The sequence below is a fragment of the Pseudomonas sp. PvP028 genome (assembly GCF_017832255.1).
Classification (GTDB): domain Bacteria; phylum Pseudomonadota; class Gammaproteobacteria; order Pseudomonadales; family Pseudomonadaceae; genus Aquipseudomonas; species Aquipseudomonas syringae.
In genome coordinates, this window is record NZ_JAFIBL010000001.1 from 2,772,638 (window position 1) to 2,789,891 (window position 17,254).

The window sequence follows — 17,254 nt, forward strand, 5'->3', positions numbered from 1 at the left end:
CCTGTCAGCCGGAATCCTGCTCCCCTCCTTACAACAGCACTGTCACTCTTCGTTTTCGTGCGGTTCCCAGTCACGAGTACGCGCGACTGCTTTCTGCCAGCCTGCGTAAAGTTTTTCGCGATGCGCTTCTTCACACGATGGCTCGAACACACGCTCGATCACGGCCTTGTTACGCAACTCGTCCAGGCTGCTCCAGAAACCAATTGCCAGACCGGCCAGGAAGGCTGCACCCAGTGCCGTGGTTTCACGCATCTGCGGACGCTCGACGTGGGTGCCGAGGATGTCTGCCTGGAACTGCATCAGGAAGTTGTTGGCCACTGCACCACCGTCCACACGCAGCGACTTGAGGCGTTCGCCGGAGTCCTGCTGCATGGCATCGAGCACGTCGCGGGTTTGATAGGCGATGGATTCCAGCGCTGCACGAATGATGTGATCGACTTTCACGCCACGGGTCAGACCGAACAATGCGCCTCGTGCGTAGGGGTCCCAATAAGGTGCGCCCAGACCCGTGAACGCCGGCACCAGGTATACGCCGTTGCTGTCCTTGACCTTGCCGGCGAAGTATTCGGTGTCCAGCGCGTCGTTGATGAGCTTGAGTTCGTCGCGCAGCCATTGCACGGTCGAACCACCGTTGAAGACCGCGCCTTCCAGCGCATAGGCCACTTCACCACGCGGGCCACAGCCGATAGTGGTGAGCATGCCGTGCGCCGATTTCACGGCTTTCTTGCCGGTGTTCATCAGCAGGAAGCAGCCAGTGCCATAGGTGTTCTTGGCCTGGCCGGGTTCGACACACATCTGGCCGAACAACGCTGCCTGCTGGTCGCCGGCAATACCGGCGATCGGGATGCCGCTCTTGCTGTGGCCGTAAACTTCGGAGGAGGCTTTGACCTCAGGGAGCATCTCGCGCGGGATGTCCAGCACGTCGAGCATGCGCTGATCCCATTCCAGCGTATGGATGTTGAACAGCATGGTCCGCGAGGCGTTGGTGTAGTCGGTGACGTGAACCTTGCCGCCGGTGAATTTCCAGATCAGCCAGGTATCGATGGTGCCGAACATCAGCTCGCCTTTGCGTGCGCGCTCGCGGCTGCCTTCAACGTTGTCCAGGATCCACTTGACCTTGGAGCCGGAGAAGTACGGGTCAATCACCAGACCCGTGGTGTCCTTGATGTACTCCTCAAGGCCGTCACGCTTGAGCTGCTGGCAGATCTCGGTGCTGCGGCGGCACTGCCAGACGATGGCGTTGTAGATAGGGCGGCCGGTGTCGCGCTCCCAGATGACCGTGGTTTCACGCTGGTTGGTGATGCCGATGGCGGCAATCTGGTTGTGGTGCAGATCGGCCTGCGCCAGTGCCTTGGTCATGCAGGCAGTCTGGGTGGCGAAGATTTCCATAGGGTCATGTTCGACCCAGCCTGCCTGCGGGTAATGCTGGACGAATTCGCTTTGGGCAGTGCTCACCACGTTGGCGTCGCGGTCGAAGATGATGGCGCGCGAGCTGGTGGTGCCCTGGTCAAGAGCAATGATGTAGTTCTTGTTCTGTGTGTCAGTCATTTCGATTGCCTTGCATTATTGGGTGGGATTCAGTTGTGTGAGATTCAAATTGAGTGACATTCAAGATGAAACCTGAACTTTGCCGCGAACCACAGGAGCCTCTTTTTCATGTTCAACAGGAGCGGCACTTGGCAGATGACGCGCGATCAGCGCGCGGTAGCCAGCAGCACCAAGGCAGGCACCCAGAATGGGCGCAAAAATCGGAACCAGGAAATAAGGAATGTCGCGACCGCCGGTGAAGGCCATTTCACCCCAGCCAGCGAAGAACGTCATCAGCTTCGGACCGAAGTCGCGCGCCGGGTTCATGGCGAAACCGGTCAGCGGGCCCATCGAACTACCGATCACGGCTACCAGCAGGCCGATCAGCAAGGGTGCCAGCGGGCCGCGCGGCAAACCATTGCTGTCATCGCCCAAGGCCATGATCACACCCATCAGAATGGTAGTGATGACCACTTCGACCAGGAAGGCCTGACCGACTGAAATGGCCGGATTTGGATATGTCGAGAACACCGACGCCAGTTCAAGACTCTGCTCGCTGCCGCGAATGATGTGGTGAGCATGTTCGAAGTCGAAAAAAAGGCTGATGTACAGCAGGTACACCAAACCCGCTCCGCAGAACGCGCCTGCGATTTGCGCGGAGATATAAAAGGGCAATTTACGTTTTTCAAAACCGGCGAACAGACTCAGCGCGATGCTGACGGCCGGGTTGAGATGCGCACCTGAAATGCCGGCGCTGAGGTAGATCCCCATGCTGACGGCCATACCCCAGATGATGCAGATTTCCCAAAGACCGAAAGTGGCGCCCGCGACCTTGAGCGCTGCAACACATCCTGTGCCGAAAAAAATCATCAGGGCGGTGCCAAGAAATTCAGCCACACATTGCCCGGTGAGCGTCGGTTGTTTTAGTGCGATGGACATGGATACCTCATTTTTTGTTTTTGTCTCGGCACCCTGAGACAGGCGTGGGTGCTCGTTATTCGTGCGTCTCAGAAAAAACCCCATTTCTGATCGCCGTTGCGAGTTATACCGAAAAATCGCTTTCGATAATATTCGTAAACGAAAAAATATAGGCAAGAAACACCGCTGTCAAAGGTCGGAACCGAACGGTCAGTAAATCGCCAGCACCCCGCAAGGACCCGGCAAGACCGCTTTATACCGGGGAATTCAGGCTGTTGCCAAAAGGCCATCAGTGTCGCAGGTGGCGTGAATCAAGGCATGTTCACTTTACTTCGCTTAAAGTGATGGGCATTCGGAACCTTTTGGAGCGTTGCATGACACCCGCACTGGATTTGCTGAAAAAAAACCGCGCCGAACATCGCATTCACAGTTATGAACATGATCCGAAAGCGCCGTCATATGGGCTGGAGGCAGCGGAAAAGCTGGGTCTGGAGCCTGCACAGGTTTTCAAGACGCTGCTCGCCAGTACCGAAAAAGGCGAGTTACTGGTCGCCGTCGTGCCAGTCGTCGGAACACTTGATCTAAAGGCGCTGGCGCAGGCTGCCGGGGCGAAAAAAACCGAAATGGCTGACCCTGCGGCGGCGCAACGTTCGACGGGTTACCTGTTGGGTGGCATCAGTCCCTTGGGCCAGAAAAAGCGTCTGCGCACCTTTATCGACGAAACTGCCCAGCGCTTTGACAGCATTTATGTCAGTGCCGGGAGGAGGGGGCTTGAGGTCGAGCTTTCGCCAGCAGTGCTGGCTGAACATACCCAGGCCAGGTTTGCCCAGATCGGCAGGGAATGATTCGCGCCTCAGCTATTGAGCGTATGCACGGCCACGCTGCCGGGTGCCGGGAACAGCACCAGATGCTCTGCTGCCACACGAATACCGACTTCCTCACCCTGGCCGTGGTCGGCGTGGCTGGGGAAAATGGCTTCCAGTTGACTGCCGGTCGACAGTTGCAGGCGGTACAGGGTCGAGGCGCCCTGAAACGTTCGGCCGATGACCCGTGCTTTCAGGTCGCTGTGCGGCGCGTAGACGATATCGTCAGGGCGTAACAAGACATCCACAGCGGCGCCAATGACGCCCGGGTATGCCCGGTTGCCGAGCAATACGCCGAGTTCGGTATGCACCGATTGCGGGTCCATCATCTGCCCGCGAATGAAATAGCCTTGGCCGATGAAGCTGGCAACGAATGGCGTGCGCGGCTCGTGGTAGAGATTGTAAGGCGTGTCCCACTGTTCCAGGCGTCCCTCCTTGAATACGCCTACGTGATCGCTGACGGCAAAAGCCTCTTCCTGATCATGAGTCACCAGAATCGCGCTGGTGCCACGCGCCTTGAGAATATCGCGCACCTCATGGCTCAGGCGCCGACGCAACTCGCCGTCCAGATTGGAGAACGGCTCGTCGAGCAGCAGCAGATGTGGCTCGGGTGCCAAGGCTCTGGCCAGCGCCACTCGCTGTTGCTGCCCACCGGACAGCTCGTGAGGATAGCGCTTGCCCAGCGCGCCGAGGTTGACCAGTTCAAGCAACTCGGCGATCACCTGATCCAGGCGCGGGTGGTTGCGAATGCCGAATGCGATGTTCTCGGCGACGCTTAAGTGCGGGAACAGCGCGTAATCCTGAAACACCATGCCGATGCGGCGTTTCTCCGGCGGCAGGGTCCAGCCCGGACGGGAGATCACTTCTCCCGCCAGAGTGATCTCGCCCGCATGGATCGGTTCGAAACCGGCAATGGCGCGCAGTGTGGTGGTCTTGCCGCAGCCCGACGAGCCCAGCAGGCAGCCTATATCACCCGCGTTGAGGTGCAGGTTCAAATCCTGCACCACGAGCTGGTTCTGGTAGCCGCAAGCGAGGTTGCGCAGGTTCAGCAGCAACGGGTTCATGCGGGCTGGCAGGACGGCGCGACGAGAAACTCCAGCAGCGCTTTCTGCGCGTGCAAGCGATTTTCGGCCTGATCCCAGGCGACCGAGCGTGCATCATCCAGCAGGTCGACACTGATTTCTTCGCCGCGATGAGCTGGCAGGCAGTGCATGAACAGCACGTCCTTGTCAGCCAGGTCGAGCAGGGCGCGCGTGACCTGAAACGGCGCGAACAATTTCTTGCGCCGAGCGGTTTCCTCTTCCTGACCCATAGAGGTCCACACGTCGGTGCTGACCAGATGGGCGCCCTCAACTGCGGCTTTCGGATCGCGGACCACGGTGACACGCTCGCCAGCCAATGCCAGGAACTCGGCGTTTGGCTCGTAGCCGGCAGGGCAGGCCACACGCAACTGGAAGTCGAATTGAATCGCCGCTTCTATATAGCTGTTGCACATGTTGTTGCCATCGCCTATCCAGGCAACGGTCTTGCCCTGGATCGAGCCGTGATGCTCCAGGAAAGTCTGCATGTCGGCGAGCAACTGGCACGGGTGCAGATCATCGGACAGACCGTTGATGACCGGCACGCGTGAATTGGCCGCGAATTCGGTCAGATTGCTGTGCGCATAAGTACGGATCATGACTGCATCCAGCATGCGCGACATCACTTTCGCGCTGTCGGCAATCGGCTCGCCGCGGCCCAACTGGGTGTCTCGATGCGACAAAAAGATGGCCTGGCCACCGAGCTGAATCATCCCTGCTTCAAAAGAAAGACGGGTACGTGTCGAGGATTTCTCGAAAATCATCCCCAATACCCGGTTCTTCAGCGGTTCAAAAAGTACACCGCGATTTCGCAGGTCTTTAAGCTCTACGCCACGACGGATCAAGCCCAAGAGTTCATCCGGGGTGTAATCCATCATCGAGAGAAAGTGCCTGGCGTTCATGATTAACTACCTTTTCTGCAACAGACCGCAGGTTATCAAAGCCGGTTTTTATCGATAAAACGGGCGAGACCTGCGGCGGAAGCCGCACGGGGCGACGAATAAGAAAGGCGCGATAGTATAAAAAAATGTCGCGTCTTACCAATAGCATGCGTTTTTCTGAAACATGGTTACTACTGGCGTCCCGTATAGAAGGGGCGCCGTTATTCTGTGTTGACGGGGCAAAACTGGCTACGCTGTGAAGGTTGACAGCCATCTGCACGTTTTCCGAAGGCAGCATTTGTACACTGCCCAAATAGCGCTTGGCAATTAGTACCAATCCTGTAACAGTCCACGTTTGCGCGGCCGTCGCCTGATGGGATGCGCCTCACGGGCTTGAAACAGGGACCGTTTCTTTAATCTCGGGCGTGGGTTATAAATCGTTGCCGATACATTACTGATCAAGGGGTGGGGGAATGGACTCAAAAGAGCATCAATTAACGGAGTTGCTCGGGCTCACCGCCCGCACGCTTACCCATCTGACAGCCTCGATGACCTCGATGTCTTTCGAACTGCTGCGCAGCGAGGACGAAGTCACGCGTACCGCGGGGCGGCGCATGATTGATCGCATGGCCACCATCAGCTCAGGCCTCGACGAGCACTGGCGCTTGATCGGCGATCTGACCGGCGTCCACCTGGCGCAGGAACAGGTCGAAACCGTGGCTGAAATCCAGCAACAGCGCAAGGTCGTGACGCCTATCGGCGGTTGATTCGGCCAACTCATCCGCGCGCCTGATGCCCCTCGATTCACGGGCCGAACATCAGTGGCGCGGGGCATGGCAAGGCAGCATAGTGAGTGTTCGGCAATCAACCGGATTGCCATGACAAGATCTGAGGCTGTGATGACCCGGACTGAACACTACCGAGCCTGCCACCTGTGCGAGGCCATTTGCGGTCTTGTGATCGAGACCGTCGTGGAGGCGGATTCTGCGCCGCGTATTACCTCGATCAAGGGCGACCCGCTGGACACGTTCAGCCGCGGTCATATCTGCCCCAAGGCGGTTGCGCTGCAGGACATCCAGAACGACCCTGATCGCTTGCGGCAGCCGATGCTGCGCAGCGGTGATCAATGGCAGCCGATTGCCTGGCAGCAGGCCTTCGATCTGGTGGCGGAGCGGCTTTACGCCATTCAGCAGCGCCATGGGCAAAACGCGGTGGCGGTCTATCAGGGCAACCCCAGCGTGCATAACTACGGGTTGATGACGCACAGCAATTACTTTCTCGGCCTGCTCAAGACCCGCAATCGTTTTTCGGCGACGTCGGTCGATCAGTTGCCGCATCACCTCACCAGTTTCCTGATGTATGGCCACGGCATGCTGTTGCCGATTCCGGATATTGATCACACCGACTTCATGCTGATTCTCGGCGGCAACCCGTTGGCGTCCAATGGCAGCATCATGACGGTACCGGATGTTGAAAAACGTCTGAAAGCAATCCAGCAGCGCGGCGGCAAACTGGTGGTCATCGACCCGCGGCGCAGTGAGACGGCTGCCATCGCTGACCAGCATCTGTTCGTACGCCCGGGCGGTGATGCGGCGTTGCTGTTCGGGCTGCTCAATACGCTGTTCGAGGAGGGGCTGACCCGCGAGAGCCATTTGCCCGTCGACGGCCTGGAGCGGGTTCGCCACGCCATTGCCGGTTTTACTGCCGAGGCCATGAGCCCGCGCTGCGGTATCGCTGCCGGGCAGATCCGGCAACTGGCACGGGATTTCGCGGCCGCTGACAAGGCGGTGTGTTATGGGCGAATGGGCGTGTCGACTCAGACCTTCGGCACGCTGTGCCATTGGCTGGCACAACTGATCAATCTGGTGACTGGCAACCTGGACCGTGTGGGTGGCGCACTCTGTACAGAGCCCGCCGTCGACCTCGTCAGCTCGACATCCGGCGGTCATTTCAATCTGTGGCAAAGCAGGGTGTCCGGCCTGCCGGAGTATGGCGGGGAGTTGCCGGTCTCGGCGCTGGCCGAGGAAATGCTCGTGGAGGGGGAGGGGCAGGTTCGCGCGTTGGTGACCGTTGCGGGTAATCCGGTTCTGTCGACGCCCAACGGCCGTCAGCTGGAGCAGGCGCTCGAAGGGCTTGAGTTCATGCTCAGCATCGATCTTTACATCAACGAGACCACTTGCCACGCCGACTTGATCCTGCCGTCCACCTCGGCACTGGAAAATGATCACTACGACACCACCTTCAACACCTTGGCTGTGCGCAACGTCACGCGCTTCAATCGGGCTATTTTCGACAAGCCCGAAGGTGCGCTGCACGACTGGGAGATCTTCGTTGGGCTGGCCAGCGCCTTTGCCGCCAAGGCCGAGCGGGCGCTGAAACCCACTTTGCCGCCTGCGCAGATGATCGATCGCGGGCTGCGTGCAGGCTTCTATGGCGACGCATCACCCCATAAGCTGTCACTGGAAACCCTGGACAGTCATCCGCACGGTCTTGATCTGGGGGCTTTGAAGGCTAATCTTGCACAGCGTCTGAAGACCGCCAATGGCCGCATCCAGGCCGCGCCTGAGGTGATCATGGCCGACCTGGCGCGCTTTGCAGCCGAGTCTGCTCCCCAGGCCGGTGAGTTACTGCTGATTGGCCGCCGGCATGTGCGCAGTAACAACTCATGGATGCACAACTACCATCGGCTGGTGAAGGGCAAACCCCGGCATCAACTGTTGATGCATCCTGACGATCTCGCGTGCCGTGGTCTGAGTGACGGCCAGCAGGTCCGGGTCAGCTCCCGGGTCGGGATGATCGAGGTTCAGGTGCTGGGCAGTCTGGACATGATGCCGGGGGTGGTCAGCCTGCCGCACGGTTGGGGGCATTCACGTGCAGGAGTAAAAATGGCGATCGCGCAGAGCCTGCCCGGCGTCAGTGCCAATGACCTGACCGACGAACGGCAACTCGACGCGCTGTCCGGCAACGCGGCGTTGAACGGCGTACCGGTGCACGTCGTGGCGTGTTAAGCCTCAAGACAGAGCGTCATGCTCGGGATTTCGTTACAATGCGCCACCGTGCCGACAACTGAGTCGGATATTTCAGCCGAGGTGCTCCATGGATATCATCGAAACGATCAAAGAGCAGATTGCCAACAACACCATTCTGCTTTACATGAAAGGCGCTCCGAACGCTCCGCAATGCGGCTTTTCGGCCAAGGCTTCCCAGGCATTGATGGCGTGTGGCGAAAAGTTTGCCTACGTCGACATTCTGCAAAACCCTGAAATCCGCGCCAACCTGCCAAAGTACGCTAACTGGCCGACTTTCCCGCAACTGTGGGTTGCCGGTGAGCTGGTCGGTGGTAGCGACATCATCACCGAGATGATGGCTGACGGTTCGTTGCAGACGTTGGTCAAGGAAGCATCCGCCGCCAAGGCCGAGTAAAGCCTCGCGCAGAGCGTCGCACGATAGTCGCGATTATCGCTTCCTACGCTCCAGCATGGTTTTACGCACAAGAAAAAGCCCGCTCTCGATTGAGGCGGGCTTTTTCATTGCGGCGCGATGGGGGAATCAGTCACCCATCTGCGACTGCAGGTAGTTCTCGATACCGACTTTGACGATCAGCCCCAGCTGAGTCTCCAGCCAGTCGATTTGCTCTTCCTTAGGCTCAAGGATGTCTTCCAGCAGCTCACGGCTGCCGAAGTCACCGACTGTCTCAAAGTGAGCGATCGCGGCTTTCAGATCGGCCAGACCTTTTTGCTCGATCTTCAGGTCGCACTCCAGCATTTCCTTGGTGTGCTCACCGATGAGAATCTTGCCCAGGTCCTGCAGGTTGGGCAGCCCTTCCAGAAACAATGTGCGCTTGATCAGCTTGTCAGCGTACTTCATCGCATGGATGGACTCTTTATATTCGTGGCCACCCAGCTTTTTCAGACCCCAGTCTTCGTACATGCGCGCATGCAGGAAATACTGATTGATAGCGACCAGCTCGTTCCCGAGGATCTTGTTGAGATGCTGGATGACGGTAATGTCGCCTTTCATGTTCGAGGTCCTGCCGGTGGCTTGTGTATATAAGTGCCGAGTGTGAGCTGCGCTTAAACGCCTGTCAAACCTAAGTTGTTGAATAATAAGTGAAATTAAATAGGAATAAGAATGTTTGAGTTCCGCATCTTGACGCTAAGCGCTTGAATTACAGGCATAAAAAAACCGGACGTGGTGTCCGGTTCTTTAAAAGAGGGGGTTCAGGCAGCTGAAAATTTTGCCGGATAGGCCAGCAATGCATGGCTGGTTTGCAGCTCGGTCAGCGTATCACGCACCACTTCCTTTGCCAGGCAGGCGCATTTCCCACATTTACTCGCAACGCCGAGTGTTTCACGGACTTCACGATAACTGCAGCAGCCTTCCAGAATTGCATCCCGGATTTGACCGTCGGTGACACCTTGGCAGAGGCAAACATACATAAGCTATGGACCGTCGCTGGTTTATTGCTTGGTGCCGAGGAGCTTAATGTTAATGAGAATGCTTGTCAAAACTGTTTTGGGTTGTATTCAGGTCGAGCGATGAGCGGTTGCTTTCGCAGGAAACGCGTCATGAGTATGCCCTCAGGTTCATCCCGCTGCAGACATGAAAAAACCGGCACAAGGCCGGTCCATTCACAGACGTAACGTCCTCAGTCGTCGAAATCTTCCCAACCGCCCATTTCTTTCCAGCGATTGACGATGCCGCAGAACAGCTCTGCCGTCTTCTCGGTGTCGTAACGGGCCGAGTGTGCCTCGCGCCCGTCGAAGTCGATGCCGGCAGCCTGACAGGCTTTTGCCAGCACCGTCTGACCATAAGCCAGGCCGGCGAGGGTGGCGGTGTCGAAGCTGGAGAACGGGTGAAACGGGTTGCGCTTCATGTCCATCCGCGCGACGGCGGCATTGACGAAGCCGAGGTCGAAGCTGGCGTTGTGCCCGACCAGCACCGCGCGTTTGCAGCCATTGGCCTTGAGGGCCTTGCGCACGCCGCGAAAGATGTCGTTCATCGCGGTTTCTTCGCTGACTGCCATGCGCAGCGGGTGATCGAGCTTGATGCCGGTGAACTCCAGCGCCGCCGCTTCGATATTGGCACCTTCGAACGGTTCTACGCGGAAGAAATAGGTGTGTTCCGGGAACACGAAGCCTTTTTCATCCATGCCGATAGTCACCGCAGCGATTTCCAGCAAGGCATCGGTGGCTGAATTGAAACCGCCGGTTTCTACGTCGACGACCACTGGCAGGTAGCCGCGAAAGCGCGCCGCCATCGGGTGACGGGAACCGCCGCCACCGCCGTGGCCTTCGTGTTCGTCGTCAAAATTATCTTCACTCACGCGTGTTCCTCCAGACGCCAGCGCAGTGTTTCACCAGCGCGCAGCGGGATAACAGTCAACTCGCCGAACGGCAGGCTGGCAGGGGCGGTCCACTCGTCACGCACCAGCGTGATGGTGTCCTGATTGGCGGGCAAGCCGTAGAACGCCGGACCGTGAAGGCTGGCGAAGCCTTCCAGCTTGTCCAGAGCGTTACGCTGCTCGAAAGCTTCTGCATACAGTTCGATGGCTGCGTAGGCGGTGTAGCACCCGGCGCAACCGCACGCGTTTTCCTTGGCATGCTGGGCATGCGGCGCAGAGTCGGTGCCCAGGAAGAACTTGCCGCTGCCGCTGGTGGCCGCGTCGAGCAGGGCCGTCTGATGCGTATTGCGCTTGAGGATCGGCAGGCAATAGAAGTGCGGACGAATCCCGCCGACCAGCATGTGATTACGGTTGTAGAGCAGGTGATGCGCGGTGATGGTCGCCGCGACATTGGCGGAAGCTTCATTGACGAACTGCACCGCTTCACCGGTGGTGATGTGTTCGAACACCACTTTCAGGGTCGGGAAGCGCTCGACTACACGACGCAGGTGCTCATCGATGAAGACCTTCTCGCGATCGAATACGTCGATTTCGCCACGTGTCACTTCCCCGTGCACCAGCAGCAGCATGCCGACTTCGGCCATGGCTTCGAGGGCAGGGAAGATCTTGTCGATGCTGGTGACACCGGAATCGGAGTTGGTGGTCGCGCCGGCCGGATACAGCTTGGCCGCGTACACGAAGCCACTGGCCTTGGCGGTGCGGATGTCGTCGGGCGTGGTCTGGTCGGTGAGGTACAGCACCATCAACGGCTCGAAGCGGCTGCTGGCCGGGCGTGCAGCCAGAATGCGCTGGCGATAGGCATCGGCTTGCTGCGCGTTGCGTACCGGAGGCACGAGGTTGGGCATGATGATTGCGCGGCCAAAAGTTCGCGCTACGTCAGCAACGGTATGAGGCAAGACAGCTCCGTCACGGAGGTGAATATGCCAGTCGTCGGGACGCAGGAGGGTCAGGCGGTCAGACATTGGGGATTCCAGGCGGGTCAAACTCGCTGGGAATGCTACCGGAAAAGACTCTCTCAGGCATCCGCTATCAAGTTTTGCATGAAGTTACCGATAGCTCCCTTGTCAGTCGGTAATTTTCTGTTTCGCGTTCATTTCCAGTGGAGCCTCCCGTGCGCCAGCGATATTTAGCCCTGCTCAGCATGTTTGCCAGCCTCCCGGCGATGGCTATCAGTTTCCAGACGCGTCTGGAGAGCATCGAGTGGAAGGTCGAAGGCGATCAGTTCGAATGCCGCCTGACTCAACCGATCACCGACTTCGGTGCCGGTGAGTTCGTGCGCCGCGCGGGCGAGCAGGCGACGTTTCGCCTCAAGGCTTCATACAACATGCTCGGTAACGGCACTGCGACGCTGCTGGCCGCTGCTGCACCGTGGCAAGCGGGCCGCGGCGATATCAATCTGGGGTCTGTGCGCGTCAGCAATGGCGATATTCCCTTCAATACCTCTCAGGCCCAGGCCGGACGTCTGATCAGCGGTCTGATGGACGGGCGCAGTCCGCTCATTCGCCACTACACCCGGGACGGCGGCCAGATGGAAGTGCGTCTGCTGCCGGTCAAGTTCAGCAAGGCATTCAGCGATTACCAGGCATGCACTGCCAAGCTGCTGCCGATGAACTTCGATCAGATCAAACAGGCTGAGGTGGGTTTCCCGGGTGGCGGTATCGAGCTGGATGCCCGCGCCAAGGCGCGTCTGGACAACATGGTCGCCTATTTGAAGGCCGACCCGACCGTGAATCGTATCGAACTGGACGGTCATTCGGATAACAGCGGAAATCGTCTGACCAACCGTGACCTGTCCCGCCGTCGCGCGCTGGCGGTCATGGATTACTTCAAGGCGCAAGGTATACCCGAGCAGCAAATCACCCTGCGCTTTCATGGCGAGCGCTACCCGCTGGCGCCCAACACCAATGAAGCCAACCGTGCGCGCAACCGTCGTGTGAACGTGCACCTTGAGCGTGTTGCGCCCGATGAGCGCCCGGTGCCGGTTGCGTCTGCCAGCGCAGCGCACACTTCTTAAAGCCTGTAAAAAAGATCTGTCAGACGTCGCCTTGTCGTCACAAGCTGTCGCGCCCCTGTAAATTTGCCGGTTTGAACGGTAGAATCAGCGGTTTTCCGTACAACCCGGTGGAGTGATGGCATGGCGGACGTAAACAAGGTAGTTCTCGCGTATTCCGGTGGTCTGGATACTTCGGTAATCCTCAAGTGGCTGCAAGATACGTACAACTGCGAAGTGGTGACCTTTACCGCTGACCTGGGTCAGGGTGAAGAAGTCGAGCCGGCACGCGCCAAGGCGCAGGCCATGGGCGTGAAAGAAATCTACATCGATGACCTGCGCGAAGAGTTCGTGCGCGATTTCGTCTTCCCGATGTTCCGTGCCAACACCGTCTATGAAGGCGAGTACCTGCTGGGCACCTCCATCGCCCGTCCGTTGATCGCCAAGCGTCTGATCGAGATCGCCAACGAAACCGGCGCTGACGCCATTTCCCACGGCGCAACCGGCAAGGGTAACGACCAGGTGCGTTTCGAGCTGGGTGCCTACGCGCTCAAGCCAGGCGTCAAGGTCATCGCTCCGTGGCGCGAATGGGATCTGCTGTCGCGTGAAAAACTGATGGACTACGCCGAGAAGCACAACATTCCGATCGAGCGTCACGGCAAGAAGAAATCCCCGTACTCCATGGACGCCAACCTGCTGCACATCTCCTATGAAGGCGGCGTGCTGGAAGACACCTGGACCGAGCACGAAGAAGACATGTGGCGCTGGACCAAATCCCCTGAGGACGCGCCAAACGTTGCGACTTACCTTGAGCTGACCTATCGCAATGGCGACATCGTTGCGCTGGATGGCGTCGAAATGACCCCGGCCACTGTGCTGGCGACCCTGAACCGCATCGGCGGCGAAAACGGTATCGGCCGTCTGGATATCGTTGAAAACCGTTATGTGGGCATGAAGTCCCGTGGCTGCTACGAGACGCCGGGTGGCACCATCATGCTGCGCGCTCACCGCGCCATCGAATCGATCACTCTGGACCGCGAAGTCGCCCACCTCAAGGACGAACTCATGGCCAAATATGCCAGCCTGATCTACACAGGTTACTGGTGGAGCCCTGAGCGTCTGATGCTGCAGCAGATGATCGACGCGTCCCAGGCTCACGTGAACGGCGTTGTGCGCCTGAAGTTGTACAAGGGCAATGTGATCGTCACCGGTCGCAAGTCGGATGATTCGCTGTTCGACGCCAACATTGCCACGTTCGAAGATGACGCAGGTGCCTACGATCAGGCCGATGCAGCGGGCTTCATCAAGCTCAACGCATTGCGCATGCGGATTGCAGCCAACAAGGGCCGCAAGCTGTTCTGATACCGCAAGTTGTTCGACAAGTGCAGCCCATTCAGGGCTGCACTTCAAATACTATCGACAGGGTCATTCTTTCCAGGCGTCATGTAAAAAGACGTCGAGGCAGTGAAGTCATCGTGGTTGATAGGCAGGGTATATGTGCTATGCAAGGTAGCCGTACACCTGGAGAGCAATGCCTGTTTTACCATGCATTTCAGCGTGCAGCCTTCGCCAGAAGCATCAAGTATTTAGTCTTTGAAAATCTTCTTACAGTGATCACTGGTAAAATGCGTATTTGTTTTGGTGTTTTCCTACAGTAGCTGTAGAAGTTCAGGGCAGGGAATAACAGCGTTTTCCGTCGGCCAGCTGAAACGTATCGCACACTGTTTGTTTTTTTGCGTAATTATTCAGAGTCAGTCGCTCTCCTGTCGTGGCCGGAATTCAAACCGGTATGCCTTGCCGATGCTGAGTACCTGGCGAAGGCTAAGATCGAGTATCCGGGCAATCTCGGACGCGGTATAGCCCAATGCCGAGTAGTGCATGGCGTGACCTGCAACGACGTCATCGATGTCCGTAACGTCATCAAGGGCCTCGCTGCGTGGGACGATCAAGGGCTGGCTGAGGTTGATGGTCACGCCATGTTCTGTGGCCAGTCGGCGAACATCCCTTTTATTCATCCGCAATGAATACTGTAGCGCGGTAAAACCGGCCCCCTTGCCCGCCAGATACCTCAGTTGCTGCACTTTACCAGCGACTTCAAGCCTCTGTTCTGCCGCACGTTTTGTACGCGGTGATGACGGGGCGGCTAATTCAGCGGTCTCTCCTTCTGGAATGACTGCAATAACACCACCACGGGCAATAAAGGCTTCCACTGCGGTAGTGAGATCAGACGCGGTGGGCATTGATGACCGCGTACGAGCGTATTTAGTGTTCATGGTACATCCCTTTTGAACATGGTTATACACAGGGCCTACTCGAAAGAGTTGCCAGGAGCCCTGAGCGTTTCCAGAAAGCAGCGATGCCGGATCGGCTAGATACCCAGTGCGCTATTTCATCCGGCCGCGCACTATATGAAGCCTGCTTGAACGCACCGTTGAGGGAGTGCGCAAGTGCAGTACGCAGCAGCAGGAAGTCATATAGCTGCGCGTATTCAAAGGCAGTAATTAATAAAAGTTGCTGTTAAAAAAGTAACGACTGGTAATAAATTTTGCAAGAGGAAAATGGTTGAGTGCATGAATTGATTGAGTGATTTTTATAATGTCTTACGAGTTGTAAAGTTGCGTCTGCTAATCGTGTAGTCCATTTCCTATTCGAAAGAACGTGTCTGGCTTTGAAATAAAAAATGGTATTTGCTACTTGTCGAAAGAGCTAATTATGGTCTTGAATGATGTAGGGTTATGCTATGGTGTATGTAAGATTTTGCGACACTGAAAGGATGGGCCTTGTTAGATATAGCCATGTCAATGATAGGTTTGTAGAGGTGTGGCACTTTGAGGTTGTGTGTTTGTTTGTAGGATTTTTCTTGCCATTCTGTGAGGGTTTTCCTTAAATAAATATTTGTACGAAATTCTGTAAATAATGTGTAATTTTTAAACCTTGTTTACGTATGTAGCGTGTGGGATGTATCCAGTGGTCTTTGGACCTGTGTGTACAGGGCAGGGCATCCGCATGCAGAGACTTTCAGTCGCCCTGCTAGAGGGGCGTTATGTGCAGGTGTCGCTTTCCGGGCGGCAGACTGATGGCCATGGGCTGTGACAGCAGTCGGGCGCTACCGGGGGCGGGGATCGACCTGTTTTTTAAATGATTCAGCTAAAAGGAATTGGTTTAAGTAGCTGGCGATAAGCCATGTATCGAGTCGGTTCGTGACACTGATGCAGGAATGCTCTGGCAATACGGTTAACAGGTGCAACAGGGTCACATTTTTGAATGTAAGCGTTCGGCGGCCGCCTGTTGTACGCATTTATCTACTGATGCTGCGATGCTTGTGCTGCGGCGATCAGCAACAATATTCACCAGGTTCCGAAAAGGAAGGCTCTGTGAGAATTAATAAAAAATGTACGTTCCTGCCAAGTATTGTAGGAAGTTTCTGCTGTAATTGTAGGAATGGTCTTTGGCTGTCAGTCCACAAGGGTGAGCGCCATGCAAAGCAGTAAACGACTAAGTTATTGTGCTGGCTCTGAAAATTCGAATAGCGAAAAATGGACTGCCCATGAATAAAGTGCTGATCGTGGATGATCATCCCGTCATTCGCCTTGCTGTACGCATGCTGATGGAGCGTCATGGCTATGAGGTCATCGCGGAGACTGACAACGGTGTGGATGCGCTGCAACTGGCGCGTGAGCACCTCCCGGATATCGTCATTCTTGATATCGGTATCCCCAAGCTCGACGGACTGGAGGTAATCGCCCGTCTGTCAGCCATGACGTTGCCATTCAAGGTTCTGATCCTCACCTCTCAGGCGCCGGGCCACTTCTCCATGCGCTGCATGCAGGCCGGGGCCGCCGGCTATGTCTGCAAGCAGCAGGATCTGACCGAGCTTCTAAGTGCCATCAAGGCGGTACTGTCAGGGTACAGCTACTTTCCCAACCAGGCGTTGCACACTGTTCGCTCCAGTATGGGCAACGCGAGTGAGTCGGACATGGTTGACCGACTTTCCGGCAGGGAGATGATGGTTTTGCAGCAGTTGGCCCGAGGCAAGACCAACAAGGAAATTGCAGACGGCATGTTTTTGAGCAACAAGACCGTCAGCACCTATAAAACGCGTTTGTTGCTCAAGCTCAACGCACATTCTCTGGTCGATCTGATCGAGCTCGCGCAGCGTAACGGGCTGGTATGAATAAGGCACTGTTTAAAAGGGGGCGTGGCTGATACCCGGTCGTGCAGGTCGGCTATCGAACATTCATTTTCCGTATTGATCACGTATTGAAGCCTCTTCTGGAGAGGCTTCAAATGCCCTGATCGAGCAAGTCAGTGCGATTTCAGGGCTGTCTAGAAATCGAAGTCGTAATCAGCCAACTGCTTCTGCAAACGCCGCTCTTCAAGCAGGTTGTCGATGGTGCGTCGCTTGCTCAGGTTGGTCTTCGCCGGCTCGACAGTCACTGGTTCTGTGTCGTCCGTGTCGACGGAGACGAGGTCGTCGTCTACGTCCAGTTGTTCGTTGTCAGTGCTCATGAAGTCGACTCCAGGGCTTGTGCTCTCTGGCGCTTCTTATATCGACAATCCAAAGGTGGGTAAAAAAGATTTTTTCAATCGGC

At 56.9% G+C, this 17,254-nt stretch carries 17 protein-coding genes; 7 read left to right on the plus strand and 10 right to left on the minus strand.

Annotation, left to right across the window (positions count from 1 at the left end; translation table 11 throughout):
• Positions 1-42 precede the first annotated feature (42 nt).
• Both glpK and JOE34_RS12365 read right to left on the minus strand, forming a co-directional pair.
• Positions 43-1,548 (minus strand): glycerol kinase GlpK, encoded by a 1,506-nt coding sequence (gene glpK / locus JOE34_RS12360; RefSeq protein WP_003405430.1) that lies wholly within the window; start codon positions 1,546-1,548, stop codon positions 43-45.
• Between the two features lie 60 nt (positions 1,549-1,608).
• The gene (locus JOE34_RS12365) at positions 1,609-2,466 is read right to left on the minus strand and encodes an MIP/aquaporin family protein (RefSeq protein ID WP_004389876.1); all 858 of its coding nucleotides are present in this window, start codon (positions 2,464-2,466) and stop codon (positions 1,609-1,611) included.
• Positions 2,467-2,819: 353 nt separating this feature from the next.
• Here JOE34_RS12365 and ybaK point away from each other — a divergent pair, with 353 nt between their 5' ends.
• Complete coding sequence (gene ybaK, locus JOE34_RS12370; protein ID WP_004389877.1) at positions 2,820-3,290, plus strand: Cys-tRNA(Pro) deacylase; 471 nt, start codon at positions 2,820-2,822, stop codon at positions 3,288-3,290.
• Between the two features lie 8 nt (positions 3,291-3,298).
• Here ybaK and JOE34_RS12375 read toward each other — a convergent pair whose 3' ends face one another.
• Together JOE34_RS12375 and argF are read right to left on the minus strand one after the other, a co-directional pair.
• Positions 3,299-4,372: an ABC transporter ATP-binding protein gene (locus tag JOE34_RS12375; RefSeq protein ID WP_209995830.1), complete on the minus strand. Its 1,074-nt coding sequence runs from the start codon at positions 4,370-4,372 to the stop codon at positions 3,299-3,301.
• Positions 4,369-5,289, minus strand: coding sequence for an ornithine carbamoyltransferase (gene argF, locus JOE34_RS12380; RefSeq protein ID WP_032659833.1), 921 nt, complete (start codon positions 5,287-5,289; stop codon positions 4,369-4,371). Before argF ends, JOE34_RS12375 begins: the two co-directional genes overlap by 4 nt.
• Before the next feature lie 452 nt (positions 5,290-5,741).
• On the opposite strand from argF, the gene JOE34_RS12385 reads away from it, so the two are divergent.
• The 3 genes from JOE34_RS12385 to grxD all read left to right on the plus strand — a co-directional run bounded on the left by JOE34_RS12385 (position 5,742) and on the right by grxD (position 8,691).
• Positions 5,742-6,035, plus strand: coding sequence for a hypothetical protein (locus tag JOE34_RS12385; protein ID WP_003428809.1), 294 nt, complete (start codon positions 5,742-5,744; stop codon positions 6,033-6,035).
• Positions 6,036-6,167: 132 nt separating this feature from the next.
• Entirely contained in the window at positions 6,168-8,276 is a 2,109-nt protein-coding gene (locus tag JOE34_RS12390) for a molybdopterin oxidoreductase family protein (RefSeq protein WP_024662554.1), read from the plus strand.
• 88 nt (positions 8,277-8,364) lie between these two features.
• A complete protein-coding gene (gene grxD, locus JOE34_RS12395; protein ID WP_002554852.1) occupies positions 8,365-8,691 on the plus strand; it encodes a Grx4 family monothiol glutaredoxin in 327 nt (108 codons plus the stop codon).
• 126 nt (positions 8,692-8,817) lie between these two features.
• On the opposite strand, the gene bfr is transcribed toward grxD, so the two are convergent.
• The 4 genes from bfr to pyrC form a co-directional block, all read right to left on the minus strand.
• Entirely contained in the window at positions 8,818-9,288 is a 471-nt protein-coding gene (bfr, locus tag JOE34_RS12400) for a bacterioferritin (protein WP_002554851.1), read from the minus strand.
• 200 nt (positions 9,289-9,488) lie between these two features.
• Positions 9,489-9,707, minus strand: a complete 219-nt coding sequence (locus JOE34_RS12405; RefSeq protein ID WP_003350768.1) for a bacterioferritin-associated ferredoxin — start codon at positions 9,705-9,707, stop codon at positions 9,489-9,491.
• A gap of 209 nt (positions 9,708-9,916) precedes the next feature.
• Entirely contained in the window at positions 9,917-10,594 is a 678-nt protein-coding gene (rnt, locus tag JOE34_RS12410; protein ID WP_003428806.1) for a ribonuclease T, read from the minus strand.
• Complete coding sequence (gene pyrC / locus JOE34_RS12415) at positions 10,591-11,634, minus strand: dihydroorotase (protein WP_003428805.1); 1,044 nt, start codon at positions 11,632-11,634, stop codon at positions 10,591-10,593. Before pyrC ends, rnt begins: the two co-directional genes overlap by 4 nt.
• Positions 11,635-11,783: 149 nt before the next feature.
• Between pyrC and JOE34_RS12420 the strand changes: the two genes are divergently transcribed.
• Both JOE34_RS12420 and JOE34_RS12425 read left to right on the plus strand, forming a co-directional pair.
• On the plus strand, positions 11,784-12,686 hold the full coding sequence (locus JOE34_RS12420) for an OmpA family protein (RefSeq protein WP_209995832.1): 903 nt from the start codon (positions 11,784-11,786) through the stop codon (positions 12,684-12,686).
• 120 nt (positions 12,687-12,806) lie between these two features.
• A complete protein-coding gene (locus JOE34_RS12425; protein ID WP_003412906.1) occupies positions 12,807-14,024 on the plus strand; it encodes an argininosuccinate synthase in 1,218 nt (405 codons plus the stop codon).
• 389 nt (positions 14,025-14,413) lie between these two features.
• Here the strand turns inward: JOE34_RS12425 and JOE34_RS12430 are convergent, their stop codons facing one another.
• Positions 14,414-14,935, minus strand: coding sequence for a hypothetical protein (locus JOE34_RS12430; protein WP_010421071.1), 522 nt, complete (start codon positions 14,933-14,935; stop codon positions 14,414-14,416).
• A 1,274-nt stretch (positions 14,936-16,209) separates the two neighbouring features.
• On the opposite strand from JOE34_RS12430, the gene JOE34_RS12435 reads away from it, so the two are divergent.
• Positions 16,210-16,836, plus strand: coding sequence for a response regulator transcription factor (locus tag JOE34_RS12435; RefSeq protein WP_002554843.1), 627 nt, complete (start codon positions 16,210-16,212; stop codon positions 16,834-16,836).
• A 152-nt stretch (positions 16,837-16,988) separates the two neighbouring features.
• Here JOE34_RS12435 and JOE34_RS12440 read toward each other — a convergent pair whose 3' ends face one another.
• Complete coding sequence (locus JOE34_RS12440; protein WP_003363588.1) at positions 16,989-17,171, minus strand: hypothetical protein; 183 nt, start codon at positions 17,169-17,171, stop codon at positions 16,989-16,991.
• Between the last annotated feature and the right edge of the window lie 83 nt (positions 17,172-17,254).